This window comes from Mesorhizobium sp. ISC15, from assembly GCF_037162615.1.
GTDB classification, from domain to species: Bacteria; Pseudomonadota; Alphaproteobacteria; order Rhizobiales; family Rhizobiaceae; genus Mesorhizobium; species Mesorhizobium mediterraneum.
The window spans coordinates 2,035,615-2,050,395 of the sequence record NZ_JAVSPX010000001.1 but is presented as its reverse complement, the minus strand read 5'-3'; the positions used below and the strand labels follow the sequence as shown (position 1 = coordinate 2,050,395).

15 protein-coding genes are annotated in these 14,781 nt (G+C 61.2%); 4 read left to right on the top strand and 11 right to left on the bottom strand.

Features of this window, described 5'->3' with window-relative positions; translation table 11 throughout:
- Window positions 1–5: 5 nt before the first annotated feature.
- Window positions 6–1,370, bottom strand: a complete 1,365-nt coding sequence (locus tag RPG13_RS10040) for a leucyl aminopeptidase family protein (protein ID WP_337124968.1) — start codon at window positions 1,368–1,370, stop codon at window positions 6–8.
- 121 nt (window positions 1,371–1,491) lie between these two features.
- Here RPG13_RS10040 and RPG13_RS10035 point away from each other — a divergent pair, with 121 nt between their 5' ends.
- Window positions 1,492–2,313, top strand: a complete 822-nt coding sequence (locus tag RPG13_RS10035) for a tetratricopeptide repeat protein (protein WP_127290445.1) — start codon at window positions 1,492–1,494, stop codon at window positions 2,311–2,313.
- 108 nt (window positions 2,314–2,421) lie between these two features.
- Here the strand turns inward: RPG13_RS10035 and RPG13_RS10030 are convergent, their stop codons facing one another.
- The 9 genes from RPG13_RS10030 to RPG13_RS09990 all read right to left on the bottom strand — a co-directional run bounded on the left by RPG13_RS10030 (window position 2,422) and on the right by RPG13_RS09990 (window position 11,497).
- Window positions 2,422–3,438 (bottom strand): type II secretion system F family protein, encoded by a 1,017-nt coding sequence (locus RPG13_RS10030; RefSeq protein WP_126103726.1) that lies wholly within the window; start codon window positions 3,436–3,438, stop codon window positions 2,422–2,424.
- 12 nt (window positions 3,439–3,450) lie between these two features.
- Window positions 3,451–4,464, bottom strand: coding sequence for a type II secretion system F family protein (locus tag RPG13_RS10025; RefSeq protein ID WP_126103727.1), 1,014 nt, complete (start codon window positions 4,462–4,464; stop codon window positions 3,451–3,453).
- A gap of 29 nt (window positions 4,465–4,493) precedes the next feature.
- Complete coding sequence (locus RPG13_RS10020; RefSeq protein WP_126103728.1) at window positions 4,494–5,999, bottom strand: CpaF family protein; 1,506 nt, start codon at window positions 5,997–5,999, stop codon at window positions 4,494–4,496.
- 29 nt (window positions 6,000–6,028) lie between these two features.
- A complete protein-coding gene (locus RPG13_RS10015; protein WP_370453295.1) occupies window positions 6,029–7,312 on the bottom strand; it encodes an AAA family ATPase in 1,284 nt (427 codons plus the stop codon).
- A 34-nt stretch (window positions 7,313–7,346) separates the two neighbouring features.
- Complete coding sequence (locus RPG13_RS10010) at window positions 7,347–8,084, bottom strand: CpaD family pilus assembly protein (protein WP_126103730.1); 738 nt, start codon at window positions 8,082–8,084, stop codon at window positions 7,347–7,349.
- Window positions 8,085–8,098: 14 nt separating this feature from the next.
- On the bottom strand, window positions 8,099–9,631 hold the full coding sequence (locus RPG13_RS10005) for a type II and III secretion system protein family protein (RefSeq protein WP_126103731.1): 1,533 nt from the start codon (window positions 9,629–9,631) through the stop codon (window positions 8,099–8,101).
- Window positions 9,628–10,440 (bottom strand): Flp pilus assembly protein CpaB, encoded by an 813-nt coding sequence (gene cpaB / locus RPG13_RS10000; RefSeq protein WP_126103732.1) that lies wholly within the window; start codon window positions 10,438–10,440, stop codon window positions 9,628–9,630. The genes RPG13_RS10005 and cpaB overlap by 4 nt, the downstream gene beginning before the upstream one ends.
- 219 nt (window positions 10,441–10,659) lie before the next feature.
- Window positions 10,660–11,178, bottom strand: a complete 519-nt coding sequence (locus RPG13_RS09995; RefSeq protein WP_292623502.1) for an A24 family peptidase — start codon at window positions 11,176–11,178, stop codon at window positions 10,660–10,662.
- A 148-nt stretch (window positions 11,179–11,326) separates the two neighbouring features.
- The gene (locus RPG13_RS09990) at window positions 11,327–11,497 is read right to left on the bottom strand and encodes a Flp family type IVb pilin (RefSeq protein WP_126103734.1); all 171 of its coding nucleotides are present in this window, start codon (window positions 11,495–11,497) and stop codon (window positions 11,327–11,329) included.
- 354 nt (window positions 11,498–11,851) lie between these two features.
- Between RPG13_RS09990 and RPG13_RS09985 the strand changes: the two genes are divergently transcribed.
- The 3 genes from RPG13_RS09985 to RPG13_RS09975 all read left to right on the top strand — a co-directional run bounded on the left by RPG13_RS09985 (window position 11,852) and on the right by RPG13_RS09975 (window position 13,647).
- Complete coding sequence (locus RPG13_RS09985) at window positions 11,852–12,274, top strand: pilus assembly protein N-terminal domain-containing protein (RefSeq protein ID WP_126103735.1); 423 nt, start codon at window positions 11,852–11,854, stop codon at window positions 12,272–12,274.
- A 154-nt stretch (window positions 12,275–12,428) separates the two neighbouring features.
- Complete coding sequence (locus RPG13_RS09980; protein WP_126103736.1) at window positions 12,429–12,989, top strand: TadE/TadG family type IV pilus assembly protein; 561 nt, start codon at window positions 12,429–12,431, stop codon at window positions 12,987–12,989.
- A gap of 37 nt (window positions 12,990–13,026) precedes the next feature.
- Entirely contained in the window at window positions 13,027–13,647 is a 621-nt protein-coding gene (locus RPG13_RS09975) for a TadE/TadG family type IV pilus assembly protein (RefSeq protein ID WP_126107252.1), read from the top strand.
- Window positions 13,648–13,766: 119 nt separating this feature from the next.
- Here RPG13_RS09975 and RPG13_RS09970 read toward each other — a convergent pair whose 3' ends face one another.
- Window positions 13,767–14,690, bottom strand: coding sequence for a phosphate/phosphite/phosphonate ABC transporter substrate-binding protein (locus RPG13_RS09970; protein ID WP_126103737.1), 924 nt, complete (start codon window positions 14,688–14,690; stop codon window positions 13,767–13,769).
- Between the last annotated feature and the right edge of the window lie 91 nt (window positions 14,691–14,781).

Genomic DNA, 14,781 nt, shown 5'->3' with positions numbered 1-14,781 from the left:
AACCGTCAGGCGTAGCGTTTCGAGATGACCCTTTCCAGCGCCCGGATGCCTTGCGCCTCACCGCCGGCGAGACCGTACGGACGATCGGACGGGTTCCAGGCGAAGATGTCGAAATGCGCCCAGCCGGCGCTCTTCTCGACGAAGCGCTTCAGGAACAGCGCCGCCGTGATCGAGCCGGCGAACCCGTCGGACGTGACGTTGTTGATGTCGGCGATCTTCGACGACAGCTTTGCGTCATAGGGCTTCCACAGCGGCATGCGCCATAGCGGATCCTCGACCGCGGCGGAAGCCGCCGCCAGTTCGGACGCCAGCGCTTCATCGCCAGTGTAGAAGGGCGGAAGGTCGGGACCGAGCGCGACGCGAGCAGCCCCCGTCAGGGTCGCCATGTCGATCAGCAGTTGCGGCTCGTCGTCGTCGGCCAGCGCCAAGGCATCCGCCAGCACCAGCCGTCCCTCGGCATCGGTGTTGCCGACCTCGACGGTGATGCCCTTGCGGCTCGCCAGCACGTCGCCGGGCCGGAAGGCGTTGCCGGCGATCGAATTCTCGACCGCCGGGATCAGCACACGCAGCCGGATCTTCAGGCCAGCGGCCATGATCATGGAGGCAAGGCCCAATACGTTGGCGGCGCCACCCATGTCCTTCTTCATCAAGAGCATGCCCGAGGAGGGCTTGATGTCGAGACCGCCCGTGTCGAAGCAGACGCCCTTGCCGACCAGCGTCACCTTCGGGGCGTTCTTCGGCCCCCAAATCATGTCGATCAGGCGCGGCGCGCTGACCGATGCGCGGCCGACCGCATGGATCATCGGGAAATTCTTCTTGAGCAGATCGTCGCCCTTGGTCACCGACACTTCGGCCTTGTGCTTTTTGGCCAAGGTCCGGACAGCCGCCTCCAAATCGTCCGGCCCCATATCGCTGGTCGGCGTATTGACCAGATCGCGCGTCAGGAAAACGCCATCGGCGATACGACGAACATAAGCCGCTTCAGCGCCGGACGGCAGCGAAAAACGCAGCGCCTTGCCGGGCTTCTTGCCGTAGCGGGTGAAGACATAACCACTGAGAACCAGCGCTATTGCCGCAAGGTCCGGCTCGGCCAATGTGGAGACGAAATGCCAGTCGCCCTCCGGCAAGGCTCGCGCCAACGCGCCGAGGGCAAGCGCGCTTTCACCATCGCCGAGGCCGAACAGGGCTCCGGCCAGCGCGCCGTTTTCGCTGGGCACGGCCAGTGTCCTGCCTGCCTCACCGGAAAAGCCGTTGGCCCTGGCCCAGGCGATCGTGGATGGCGGAAGACCTGCCGCATCCAGCCTATCCTTCGCCACCAGATGGACCGGCAGCGCGGTCTTCAGTTTTCTCTCGACGAGTTCGACAGGCATTCGATGGTCTCCGGCGTTCGAGTCGGCGCTTCTTAACTGTCCGTTAGGGTTAACAGAATATTTCTGCGGGAGGGAAGATGGCCACGTAATGGCCACGTCTATGAATGGAGGCCTGGTGCAGATGCCGACCAACCGCAAGATGAACGCCACGGGAAAGCGGCTGATCACCACGGCGTTTATGATGGCGCTTGCGGCCAGCGTCGCCGGTTGCGGAACCAGCAAGTTGACGACCGGTTCCATCTCGCGCTCCAGCGGCAAACCACTGGAAACCATGTCGGCCAGCGAGTTGCACAATGCGACAGCAGCGCTCGGTCAGTCCTACGCCAAAAACCCCAACGACAAGCGGATCGCGACGAATTACGCGGCGGCGCTGCAAATGGATGGCGACGCCGACCAGTCGCTCGCCGTGATGCGCAAGCTGGCGATCGCCTTGCCGAAAGACCGCGACGTGCTTGCCGCCTATGGCAAGGCGCTCGCCGCCAACGGCCAGTTCGAGCCGGCGCTCGACGCCGTGCGCCGCGCGCAGACGCCGGAATATCCGGACTGGAAACTGGTGTCGGCGGAAGCCGCGATTCTCGACCAGCTTGGCCAGAGAGACGAGGCGCGCCAGGATTATCGCAAGGCGCTGGACCTCAAGCCGAACGAACCTTCGATCCTTTCAAATCTCGGCATGTCCTATGTGCTGGAAGGTGACCTGCGCACGGCCGAAACCTATATGCGCTCGGCCGCCCAGCAGCCGAACGCCGACAGCCGCGTCCGCCAGAACCTGGCGTTGGTCGTCGGCCTGCAGGGTCGTTTCGACGAAGCCGAGAAAATCGCTTCGCAGGAGCTCTCGGCCGAACAGGCGCAAGCGAACGTGGCTTACCTTCGCCAGATGCTCGCCCAGCAGAACGCCTGGAGCCAGCTCAAGGACCAGGACAAGGCGAAGCCTGCCACCAACTGACCGCGCCGGCTTTGCCGGCCAGTCCCTCAACTCGTCGACATGCCGGAAATTCCAAAGCCGCGGTGCATCAGCACCGCGGATTTTGCGTGTATTGTCGCCTTGGCGAGGCTATTGGCCGCTGGATGTCGACGGGGCGCCGAAGATGCCGCGCTGGCTCACCTGGATGCCTGCAGGACCCAGAATGATGGCGAACAGCACCGGCAGGAAGAACAGGATCATCGGCACGGTGAGCTTCGGTGGCAAGGCCGCGGCCTTCTTCTCGGCGGCGTTCATGCGCATGTCGCGGCTTTCACTGGCAAGCACGCGCAGCGCATGCGCCACCGGCGTGCCGTAGCGCTCAGCCTGGACCAGCGCCTGCGACACCGACTTGACCGATTCCAGGCCGGTGCGACTTGCAAGGTTCTCGTAAGCCTGCTTGCGTTCCTGCAAGTAGGAAAGTTCGGCATTGGTCAGGATGAACTCTTCGGCAAGCGCCACCGATTGCGCGCCGATCTCGTCCGCGACCTTGCGAAACGCCGCCTCAACCGACATGCCTGATTCGACGCAGATCAGCATCAGATCGAGCGCGTCCGGCCACGCCATTTGGATCGACTGCTTGCGCTTAGTGGCGCGGTTGTTGACGTAAAGCACCGGCGCGTAAAAACCCGCATAGGCGACGACGACGCAGACAAACAGTTTGATGAGAGGCGGCTGCTCCGGCAATCCTCCGAGCACGAACAGATACATCGCGGCCAGCGCAAAGCCGATAAAGGGCAGGACCAGACGGAAGAAAAGGAAACGCGTCAGCGGATTCTGCCCGCGAAAGCCAGCCACCTTGAGTTTCTGCAACGTGCCTTCATCGGCAAGGGCGCGTCTCAGGTCCAGCCGGTCGACAATATTTCGCATGCCGATCGACTGTTGCTCGCGCAGGCCCTTACGGCGGCGATCGGCCTCGACGGCAAGCCGCGCACGCTGCTTGGCGCGCAATTCGTCGCGCTCCAGCGCTACGGATTTCATGCGCGCCTTGAGCTGGTTTCCACCAAAAGCAGGCAGCAGCGTGAAGACGGTCGCAAACACCGCGATGCCGACCAGCAAGGCAATCAGGAATGCCGGGTCGGTAAGGGTCTTGACGACAGTTTCGGTCATGCGCTCGAAATCCTAAACTTCGAAGTTCATCATCTTGCGCATCACCAGGATGCCGATAGACATCCAGACCGCCGAGCAACCGAGGATCAGATTGCCGGCGCTGGTGGTAAACAGAGGCATGATATAGTTCGGGCTTGTCAGGTAGACGAGAAAGGCGACGACGAAAGGCAACGCGCCGATGATCACGGCGGACGCCTTCGCTTCCATGGACAGCGCCTGGACCTTGGCCTTCATTTTCTTGCGGTCGCGAAGCACGCGCGAAAGATTGCCAAGCGCCTCCGAAAGATTGCCGCCGGCCTGGGACTGGATCTGGATGACGATGCCGAAGAAGCTCGCTTCCGTGCACGGCATTGTTTCGGCCATACGCAGGCTGGCGTCGGGGATCGACAGGCCCATCTGCTGCGAATCGACGATGCGGCGGAACTCGGTCTTGACCGGTTCGGGAGATTCGTTGGCGATCAGGCGGACGGCGTCGTTCAGCGGCAGGCCGGATTTGACCGCACGCACGATGATGTCGAGCGCATTCGGAAATTCGTTGAGGAACGCCTTGACCCGGCGCGCGCGGCAAAACGAGACGAACCAGCGTGGCAGTCCGAGAGTGCCGACCAGCAGCGCACCCGGCAAGACAAGCAGTGGCGCGCCGATGAAATACGCAAGAAACGTCAGGACGGCGCCGCAAACGGCCGAGTAGAGATAGAAGCGCTCGAGCGAGACCTTCATGCCCGCCTGACGGATCTGGGCCTTCAGTGGCGGCTTCTTGACGATGCTCTGGTTGGTTTTCTGCTTCTGCTCAAGATCCTTCAGCGAATCCTGGACCGATTTGCGACGCTTGGCCGCTTCCGCCACGCGATCGCGCGAGGCCTTGACGACGTCACGATCCGTCTCGGCAGTCTTGATCGTTTCAAGCCGCCTGCCGACTTGCTTCTCGGTGCTAATCCGATTGAACAGAAAAGCATAGGCGACCGCGCCGGCGCTGAAGCCGGCGAGCACGATAAATGCCAATACGGTGCCGTCAATTCCGAACATCGATCCTGGCCCCTACGCCTCCGAATGCTTCAGTCAGCGCGTTTCTCCATCGCCTCGAGCGCATTGGCGAGGCGCTGTTCCTCGCCATAGTAGCGGGCGCGCTCCCAGAAATGCGGACGACCGATGCCTGTCGACACGTGCTCGCCCAGCAGCCTGCCGTTCGCATCCTCGCCTTTGATGTTGTAGAGGACGATGTCCTGCGTGATGATGACATCGCCCTCCATTCCGATCACCTCGGTGATGTGGGTGATACGCCGCGATCCGTCGCGCAGGCGAGCGGCCTGGATGATCACGTCCACGGAACCGACCACGATTTCACGCACGGTCTTCTGCGGCAGCGTGTAGCCGCCCATCGCGATCATCGATTCGATACGGTTCAGGCATTCGCGCGGGCTGTTCGAGTGGATCGTGCCCATCGAGCCGTCATGACCGGTGTTCATCGCCTGCAGAAGATCGAACACTTCGGGTCCGCGCACTTCGCCAACGATGATACGCTCGGGACGCATGCGCAGGCAGTTCTTGACCAGGTCGCGCATGGTCACCTCGCCCTCGCCCTCGAGGTTGGGCGGGCGGGTTTCCAGACGCACGACATGCGGCTGCTGCAATTGCAGCTCGGCCGAGTCCTCGCAGGTGATGACGCGTTCCTCGCGGTCGATATAGTTGGTCAGGCAGTTGAGCAGCGTCGTCTTGCCCGAGCCGGTGCCGCCCGAAATGACGATGTTGCAGCGGACGCGGCCGATGATCTTGAGAATCTCGGCGCCATGCGGCGAAATGGCACCGAACTTGACCAGCTGATCGAGCGTCAGCTTGTCCTTCTTGAACTTGCGGATAGTGAGAGCGGTGCCGTCGATGGCGAGCGGCGGCGCGATGACGTTGACGCGGGAACCATCGGGAAGGCGTGCGTCGCAGATCGGGCTCGATTCATCGACGCGGCGGCCAACCTGGCTGACGATGCGCTGACAGATGTTGAGAAGCTGCTGGTTGTCGCGGAAACGAATTCCGGTCTGCTCGACCTTCCCGTTGACCTCGATGTAGACGTCCTTGGAACCATTGACCATGATATCGGCGATGTCGTCGCGGGCGAGCAATGGCTCCAGCGGCCCGTAACCCAGGACGTCATTGCAGATGTCGTCGAGCAGTTCTTCCTGTTCGGCGATCGACATCGCAAAATTCTTGATCGCGATGATGTCGTTGACGATGTCGCGGATTTCTTCGCGCGCGCTTTCGGGATCGAGCTTGGCGAGCTGCGACAGGTCGATCGTGTCGATGAGCGCGGAGAAGACCTGGCTCTTGGTGTCGTAGTAGGCTTCGCTCTTCTCGCGCTGGATCCTTTTTGGCTCCGGTGCCAGTGGCGGCGCCTCGACAGCGCGGCGCGCGAGCGGGGCCGCGGACGTGCCAAGCAACGGCGGCGCGGGTTTGGCAAGAACCGACGTTTCCGCAGGGTTTGCCGCCGCCGGCGCGGCGGGCGCAGGTGCCGGCTGACGGAATTCCGGGGTGAACCGGCTGCCGTCGTCGCTACCTCTTTTACCAAACATGATCGACTACCAATTCCGCTGCGAAAGCATCACTTCTTGCTGCGCGAGAGCTTGCCAAGGAGATTGCCCAGGCCCGCTTTCTTTCTTGCCTTGATTTCGCTGCGCCCGGTCAGCACATGCGCAATCTCGTTGACCATGCCGACGACCTGGTTCTTGGCATCCATTTCACCGAGCATGCGCCCATTATTGGCGGCATTTCCGAACAGCTGCGGCTCGAAAGGAATCACCGACATCGGCGACAGGCCGAGCGAGTCGGCGAAGTCGGATGACGCAATCTCCGGGCGCTTCGGCACGCCTGCCTGATTGATGATCAGCTTGGGCGGCGGATCGTTCGGGCGAAGCCGCTTTAACATGTCGACGAGATTCTTGGTGTTGCGCAGATTGGCCAGCTCCGGCGTCGCTGTGATCACGATCTCGTCGGCCTTGACCAGCGTGTTCTTGGTCCAGCCTGTCCAGATGTGCGGGATATCGAGCACCAGAAGCGGCACACTGCGCTGGGCCGTGTCGATAAGCTGCATGAAGGCGTCGGGATCGAAATCGTAGACCCGGTCGAGCGTTGAAGGTGCTGCAAGCAGCGACAGGTGCTCGGCGCACTGGGCAAGCAGCCGGTCGAGATAGACCTCGTCGACGCGCTCCGGTGAGAAGACCGCCTCGGCAATGCCTTGCGCCGGATCCTGATCGAAATTGATGTTGGCCGTTCCGAAAGCAAGATCGAGGTCGGCGACGACCACTTCAGATTTGAACAGGGACGACATCGCCCAGGCCACATTGTGGGCAATGGTCGAGGAGCCGACGCCGCCCTTGGCGCCGATGAAGGCGATCGAGCGGCCGATCGGCTCGGCCTCCGGATCAACGAAAATCGACGATATCACGCTGACGATGTCGGCCATCGACACCGGCGCGATGACATATTCGGAAATGCCGGAGCGGATGAGCTCGCGGTAAAGGCCAACATCATTGTAGTGGCCGATGACCACGACCTTGGAGGTCGGATCGCAATATTCGGAGAGCTGCGTGAGCTGCTCGAGCAATTGCGTCGGCTCGCTGCGCGATTCCAGCAGGATCAAGTTCGGTGTCGGCGCCGATTGGTAGAATTCGATGGCGGTGGCGATGCCGCCCATATGGACCTTCAGATGGGCCTTCGCCATGCGGCGATCCTCGCCGGCGCGCTCGACCGGATTGGCAACGCCTTCGGTCTCGCAAAATGCCTGGATCGAAATGCGCGGAATCGGCCGCAACGCCTGCATGGCGGCGATATCCTGCTGCGAGGTTTCGCCGCCGTCTAGCCCTGCGTCGTAGGCAAGATTGCTCATTGTCATTTCTTTCCGTGACCTGCGCGGCTCAAGCTCAATATTCCACTTCGGAATTGCCGAGGAACTCGTCCGAAATGCCTCTCTGGCGGTAGACGTCGATCACCTCGCCGCGATTTTCCGCGTCGATATCGGATTGCTTGCGCGGCCCGATTAGATCGGCTGGGTTGGCCATCTGGGCGGCAAGATTGTTTTGATAAGAGCAGCCGAAATCGGCGTAGTGCTTGTTTTCCGACGTCTCCAGCAGATCTTCGGGCCAGCGCCCACATTTATCGGTCTGGGCCTTCACCGAGACAAAGGCGACGCGGATCGGCGCGGACGCTTCGGCCGAAACCGACTGGTAGGTAGTCACGGCGATCCGGTTGCGGCTGATGCCGCTGGCAATCGCAAGCCTGGCGAAATCGCGACCGGCTGCGGTCGCGGCGATCTCGTTGGCCGAACCGCTCGGGATCGAGATCGTCAGAGCCGGAGCGGCACTCTTGTCGTAGCCGTCCAGGAAACCCAGAAGCGTGGCGCGTTGAGACCCGGTCATGCCGCGGTCGCCGGCGCCGACCGGAAGGTCGATCTTCTGGACCTTCTCAGCGATCACGATCGGATGCGTGGTGCGATAGTCGTCCGGAACGGCACCAACCGTGATGCTGTCCCGCTTGGCGCAGCCCGCCAGCAATGCCGCGACCGCAATCGCCAGGACCGGAATGGCCGGCCGGTAGGTCCGCGAACGGCCGGGCCGCATCGCTGCGATGATCTTCCTTGGCTTCGACGCTGACTGAGACATGTCCGCTTCCCCGATCACTTGTAGATGAAGCCGACAACGCCGTGGTAACGGCCGTTGGGCTTGTCGGTCTGCATGGTGCCGTAGACGCGATTGACACGGCCAAGGAACATGCCGGCGCCATCGCTGGCCGCGTTGAAATTGTCATCCGGCTTGGCAAGCTCGTTGCGCGCCACCGGCTTCACCAGGTAGGGCGTGATGATGATGACGAGCTCGGTTTCGTTGCGGACGAAGTCCCTGCTGCGGAACAGCGTGCCGAGCACCGGTATCTTGGTCAGCCCGGGCAGCCCCGCGACCGCCTGCCGGATATCGTCTCGAACGAGGCCGGCGATCATCATCGAACCGCCGGAAGGCAATTCGACGGTGGTGTCGGCCAGGCGTTTGCGGATCGACAGCAAAGTGGTGCCGGGCAAGTCACCACCCCCTTCGAGCACTGTGGCGCCTTCCGTCGTAGGCTCCGAAACCGACGTCCTCACTTTAAGGCTGATGCGGCCCGCCGAGAGCACGACAGGCTGGAATTCGAGGCCAATTCCATATTCGAGCTTTTCGTTGGTGTAAGTAACCTGGCCCGTTTGATTGTCGCCTGAAACGTTGTTCGTTCGGCTTGTGATGAGATTGAATTCACCGCCGACTTTGAAAGTCGCTTTCTCACCCGAGACTGCGGTCAATGTCGGCTCGGCCAGCGTCTTCATGACACCGCTTTGCTCCATGGCGTTGATGTACGCTTGAAGCGCCGAGGTGCCGATTGAAAGTCCCGAGTTTTGCGACAGTGGCTTTCCCAATCCGTATGCGGGGCTGGTCAGTGCGCTCCAACTGATGCCGTTGCTGCCGCCGTCGCCAATAAGGTTGACGCCGAGCTGCTTCATCACCGAGCGGCTGACTTCGGCCACCGTCACTTTCAGCGTCACCTGGTCGTCGCCGATGATCTGCAGCAGGTTGACGATCTGGCTGACGCGGCGCTCGGAATCCGGATTGTCGATGTCGACACCGGCTTCGGCCGAGCCGCCGGAGGCGGTCTGCGAATATTGTCCCGTGGTCGCTTCACCGCCGGACACGAAGATGGTGGCCAGATCGACCGCGCGCTTGGCGTCCAGGGGAGTGTCCACGGTTCCGGTCAGGACGACGTTATCGTTCAGCAATTCGACCGTGATGGCCGATGACGGGATGAAGCGCCTGATATAGTCTTCCAGCCCGGCGACGTCGCGTTCGACCGCCAGATCCAGGCTGACGATCTGCTCGCCATTGGGCCCGAAGACGAAGATGTTGGTGTCGCCCACCGCCTTTCCGAACAGATAGATGCGCCGGGCGGTGCGGGTCACCGCATCGGCGACCGCGGGGTTGGCGACGAGAATGTCATAGGCGTCGCTCGGCAGGTCGATGACCACCGATTTGTTGAGACCGAGCTTGACGCGCTGGGTGGCGGTCGAAGCCGACACCTCGGCATTCCTGCCTGCCGCATTTGCCTCGACGACACCATGCGCATTCGTTCCGAGGAGAAACAGGCCGATTGCCGCAGCCACGGTGACCGGCAGTCCAGCGTGTAGCCTCATTGCCTTGCCCCCACTTCGGAAACTTCGCCCGACTTTATCAATCGCACCGTTCCGCGCCGCCCATTGCCGGAAACGAGATAGTCGGCCTCGCCCAGATTCTTCTCCTGGGTGTCGCTGATCGACCGCAGCGCCAATGTCAGGCGATCGGCCATCTGCTGGGCGACGGTGATGATCTCCGCCTGCTGCGGTGTCAGTTCCAGCGTGGCGGTCTGACCGACCCTGGTCCTCTTGCCTTCCTCGTCCTCCTGGATTGTCTGGTCGATTGCCAGGACGCGAATGTTCTTGAGGATGGTTTCGGTCGTAAAACCGCTGCTGCCGCTCGCGGCATCGGCTCTGCGGGTCATGATGACGTCGACGAAATCGTTGGGAAGAATGAAGCCGCCGGCCGAGGTGTCGGCAGATACGGCTGTGGCGACGGCCCGCATGCCGGAGGGCAGGATCGACGACATGAAGCTCTGTCCCTCGCCGATCAGCTTGGAGCGCCGCAACGGCTCGCCGGCATACATCGCCACACGGGCAACACCGCCTTTCAGCTTCTCAAGCGCTTCGGGCTCCGCGGCGCGGGTTATGAAATTCGCATTGATGCCGTCGGCCGGCCAGGACTGCCAGCTGATATTGTTCTCGAGCGGGCTGCCCATCGGAACGTCGCTGGACAGGACAAGCACGTCCTGCAGCGCGATTGCCGGCGCCGTGGGGCCGGAATCGACAATTTGAGGCGGCGGAGCCGCCACCATGTTTTTTGCAACATAGCCTGCGCCACCCGCCGCGGCCACCGCCACGCCTAGAATGATCAGTCGGGATGCTGGCATTTGTCCGAACCCCTTGGCAAACCACTTAGCCAAGCCGGACCTTGCAGCGGCAATCGTCAAAACAAGGTTAATATAATGCTTACGATCGTGATTAATTTAAGGTTTACATAAATTTGAGGCATCCCGGTTCGGCCCGCAAAAAGGCGGCCAAGCCGCCTGCTCCAACGCCAAATCGAAATAGTGGAAGGCTAATCTGGCGAGGGAAGGTTGGCGAGAGAATTAGGCTGCCAGCCTTGCGAGTGCCCACGCCATCAACGGCGAATTTGGAAAGGTGAGCAGCCCGCCAATGCCGAGCGCTATGCCATAGGGCACGCCGGTCGTCTCGTCGGCGAAGTGGCGCAAAAACGGATTGTGACTTGTAACGGCTGCAAGCGGCGATTTCCGGTAGGCGAGGATGGCGAGCGTCAGCAGGCCACCGATGAATGCCGAGGCCACGAGATATTCGACGAGATGGATGCTCAGCCCCATCCAGAGGGCCGTGGCGGCCAGCAGCTTGGCGTCTCCGCCTCCCATGCCGCCGAGCGCGAACAGACCGAACGTCACGGCGAGGACAAGGCCGCCGGAGGCGAAATGCAAGCCATAGGTTGCCCAGTCCATGCCCGTCAGCGGTGCGACCAGAGCGAAAACAGCCACGAGCAGCACCGGCACGCGATTGGCGATCGTCATCGACAGCATGTCGGAGATCGCGGCGAAAAGCATGCAGAACGGAAAGACAACGAAGATCAAGGCTTCAATCATCAGCGCAGCGCCCATGGTACCTGGCCCAGCCTAGACGTGTTCGATTAACGATTGATGAGGCCGGGAATTCAAAATCGCCTGACACAACGAATAAGGGCCGCCAAACGAGGCGGCCCTTGATCCGAAAAAGCGACTAACGTCGCTATTATCAGGCGCCGTTCAGCGTCGAGGAGATATCCTTGAACTTCTGGTTGATGCTATTGCCCAGTTGACCGGCGCCGACCATGATAGCGAGTGCGATGAGGGCGGCGATCAGACCATATTCGATGGCGGTCGCGCCGGATTCGTCCTTCACAAAACGTGCAATGAGATTAGACATTCGAGAGCTCCTACTCCAGATGTTACAGCAATTCCGTCAACTTCTCTTGGTGGCTGATCGGATGCTGCCAATCTATGGAGAAGCTCTTTCGATCGGCTTAATAAACAGCCTTACCGATTCCTTTCCCGCTTCGAAGGCATTGCGTGGTTAACCGTAAACTAAGTGACGCTCGCGAACCCGACAAACACCCCAAAGGCCGTGAAAGCCGCAATTTGGCGATTTGAGAAAGGGGCGGCGCGCTCCAGGCGATCATGATTCCGATCCCGACATCACCACGGCTTCCATCCGCTTAACCGTTGGTTCACCAATCTCGTTCATGTTCCGTTGAGCAGTTCGCCGCCGTGGAGCGCTTCAATGACCGGGCCGAGATCGTCCTTTCCGATTGCCGCGCTTCTTGCCACCACGGCCTTCGTCGTGCCGGCCAATGCGGGCGGCGGCATCGAGGTTACGATGAACCAGGCGAAGATCGTCAAATTGTCGCGCGCCGCCGATACGATCGTCGTCGGCAATCCGGCGATCGCCGATGCCTCCGTGCAGGATGCTTCGACGATCGTGCTGACGGGCAAGGGCTTTGGCGTCACCAACCTCGTCGTCCTCGATCAAGAGGGCAGTCCGATCGTCGACGAGCAGATCACTGTCGTGCGACAGGACGCGTCGTCGGTGCGCATCTATCGACGTGCCGAAATACAGACCATGTCCTGCACGCCGTATTGCGAAAGCTCGTACAAGAGCGATGCGGAGAAAGCCTCGGAAGCCGAGATGAGCGCCGGCCAATAAGCAACTGGGCTATTCTCGTCTCACTGAAATGCCGCTTTGGTTATCGGCCGCTTAAAACCTTTCCGTCGAATTTAACGATCATCCAAACCGCGCCTCAATGGGTTTCCGCTAATGTTTCCTCCGACACCCCCATCAGGATCGGCGAAGACGGGACATGAGCAAAGCAGGACGAGCGAGCTTTTCCGCGCGATTCCTTGGTGACCGGCGCGGCAGCACGGCCATCGAATTCGCGATGCTTGCGGTGCCGTTTGCGCTCCTCGTCTTTGCCATCCTGGAGAGTTGCATTTCATTTGCCGGGCAGGAGGTGATGGCCAACATCACCGACGACGTCGCGCGCCAGTTACGGACAGGGCAGCTAAAGAGGGCCGACGTGACCGAGGCCACGCTGAAGGCCATGATCTGCAGCCGGCTGGAGATCATGGTCGCCAAGGACTGCCCCGGATTGCTGGTGGACCTGCGCGAATTCCCAACCTTCGCCGACGCGGCAACCGCGGGCTTCAAGATCACAACAGCTGGCGACATCGAGCTGACCGGCACGAAAATAACGACCTTTACGGTAGACCCGGGCCTAGCTGCATCGAAGAACATGCTGCGGGTTTTTTACAAATGGCCGGTCATGACCGATTTCATGGCTAAATCGATGGCCAATCTGGACGGCGGCAAGACGCTGCATTTCACATCGGTGACCTGGCAGAACGAGCCGTTCGACGACTGAACCGAGCCATTGCGTGAGTGGGGAAAAGGACGAGGGCATGGGGCGTGCGGGGGCACATATGGGAATCACTGGGATCTGCACGAAAGCCATCCGGTTCTGCTGCGATCGCCGCGGTGTCGCGGCCGTTGAGTTTGCCTTCATCGTGCCTGTCCTGCTGATCATGTACTTCATGACCATGGAAGCCTCGCAAGCCATCGAGACCAGCAAGAAGGTCAGCCGCATAGGCAGCATGGTGGCGGATCTGGTCACCCAGCAGGAGATAATCTCCGCCGCCGATCTCGATGCGATCATGAAGATCGGCAACTCCACCCTTCAGCCCTACAACCGCTCGACCCCGAAGATCGTCATCACCGCGATAAAGGTCACCAACGAAACGCCGCCGAAGGTGCAGGTCGTGTGGTCACGCAAGATGGTTGGCGATGCCTTCAGCGCCGACGCCGCCAAGGACTCCGTCACCACGATTCCAAAAACGCTTGAGATCAAGGACACCTTCCTCATTCGCGTCGAAAGCGATCTTGCATACGAGCCGATCATCACCTGGTCGGCGGACAGCGAAAAGCGACTTGGATTGAGCTCGGCCTTCAACAAGATATCGATGGGGGAAACATATTATCTCAGGCCCCGCAGGAGCCTGACGATTCCTTGCGCCACCTGCTGAAACAACCGCGGGCAGAGCGGCGGACTCTCAAATCGAGCCGCACCGCCGCTCCATTTTTTGAACTCGGATTGACACAGAACCGGTCTTCTTTTTTTGCTCCGATGCTCCGACGCCGGTTGCTATTGCTGTCGATGGTTGCCTGACATCAGGCGCACGATCGCCGCGGCCATTGCGTAGTCATCCGGGCTGGCGACGGCGAAGCCGCCGGAATGTTTCCATTCCAGAAGATCGTAGACATCCGGCGACATCGATCTGAGATTGATGAGGAACACGGTGAGCCGCCGTTTGGCTTCGGGGTCGAGATCGCTGCGGACGGCATGGGGACCATATCGCAGCACGCCGGACGTCCACACGACCCGAAGTGCTGCTTTCGAAATCCCTGCCATTTCCAGCCTGGCCACCGTGCCGCCCGGAACATCCGGCTGGCCATCGGCCATCGCCGGCATCCAGCCGAACAGGGCATCGGCCTCACCACCGACCAGCATCATTTCAGCCGCCGCAGCCGAACTGGCGTGCGTCAGAAATGGTGCGTCCTCGGCAACCTTGACGCCTTCGGCGGCCAGCCCGGCAAGTGGCAAGAGAGAACCGCCGACGCTGTCCGGGGGCGCCATGGCGACCCGATGTGCTTCCATCGCGGCCAGATCCGGGACCTTGCCGTCCCGCGTCAGCAAGACGGAGCGGATGCCGACCGCGCCGTCGGAATCGACAGGCGCCACAAGAGGCTCGACGCATTCGCAACGTTCGGATGCGGTGGCGTAGGCGGTCGCCGAATAGACCGCATATTCGATCTGGGCATTGGCCTGCGCCTCGATCAGCGCCGCGTAGTCGCGGGCAACGACAAACTCCACCCTCATGCCGAGCGCCTTGGTGTAGGCATCCGTCAACAGCTCAAGACCTGGAACGGTGTTGCCGGCGCCGGGCTCGGCAACGATGCCGACACGAAACGTGCCGATGTCGTCCCGCCAATCGGCGCGCGCCGGGTTTGACCAGGATGCGCCCAGCATCGTCATGATGGCTACGGAGGCCTTCAAGGCATGCCTCATGTGAGTCCCCGCTCGCCTTTCATCGGTCCATGCCTATGCCGGCATTTCGCGGCATCTCAACTATCGCGCCAAGCCGTCTGGTTCCGAATTG

Coding starts and splice junctions, on each gene's coding strand:
- RPG13_RS10020 (WP_126103728.1), bottom strand. CDS start 5,999: ATGTTTGGTAAAAGAGGTAGCGACGACGGCAGCCGGTTCACCCCGGAA.
- RPG13_RS09985 (WP_126103735.1), top strand. CDS start 11,852: ATGACCGGGCCGAGATCGTCCTTTCCGATTGCCGCGCTTCTTGCCACC.
- RPG13_RS10005 (WP_126103731.1), bottom strand. CDS start 9,631: ATGAGGCTACACGCTGGACTGCCGGTCACCGTGGCTGCGGCAATCGGC.
- RPG13_RS09970 (WP_126103737.1), bottom strand. CDS start 14,690: ATGAGGCATGCCTTGAAGGCCTCCGTAGCCATCATGACGATGCTGGGC.
- RPG13_RS10025 (WP_126103727.1), bottom strand. CDS start 4,464: ATGTTCGGAATTGACGGCACCGTATTGGCATTTATCGTGCTCGCCGGC.
- RPG13_RS09980 (WP_126103736.1), top strand. CDS start 12,429: ATGAGCAAAGCAGGACGAGCGAGCTTTTCCGCGCGATTCCTTGGTGAC.
- RPG13_RS10015 (WP_370453295.1), bottom strand. CDS start 7,312: ATGAGCAATCTTGCCTACGACGCAGGGCTAGACGGCGGCGAAACCTCG.
- RPG13_RS09975 (WP_126107252.1), top strand. CDS start 13,027: ATGGGGCGTGCGGGGGCACATATGGGAATCACTGGGATCTGCACGAAA.
- cpaB (WP_126103732.1), bottom strand. CDS start 10,440: ATGCCAGCATCCCGACTGATCATTCTAGGCGTGGCGGTGGCCGCGGCG.
- RPG13_RS10035 (WP_127290445.1), top strand. CDS start 1,492: ATGCCGACCAACCGCAAGATGAACGCCACGGGAAAGCGGCTGATCACC.
- RPG13_RS10040 (WP_337124968.1), bottom strand. CDS start 1,370: ATGCCTGTCGAACTCGTCGAGAGAAAACTGAAGACCGCGCTGCCGGTC.
- RPG13_RS09990 (WP_126103734.1), bottom strand. CDS start 11,497: ATGTCTAATCTCATTGCACGTTTTGTGAAGGACGAATCCGGCGCGACC.
- RPG13_RS10010 (WP_126103730.1), bottom strand. CDS start 8,084: ATGTCTCAGTCAGCGTCGAAGCCAAGGAAGATCATCGCAGCGATGCGG.
- RPG13_RS10030 (WP_126103726.1), bottom strand. CDS start 3,438: ATGACCGAAACTGTCGTCAAGACCCTTACCGACCCGGCATTCCTGATT.
- RPG13_RS09995 (WP_292623502.1), bottom strand. CDS start 11,178: ATGATTGAAGCCTTGATCTTCGTTGTCTTTCCGTTCTGCATGCTTTTC.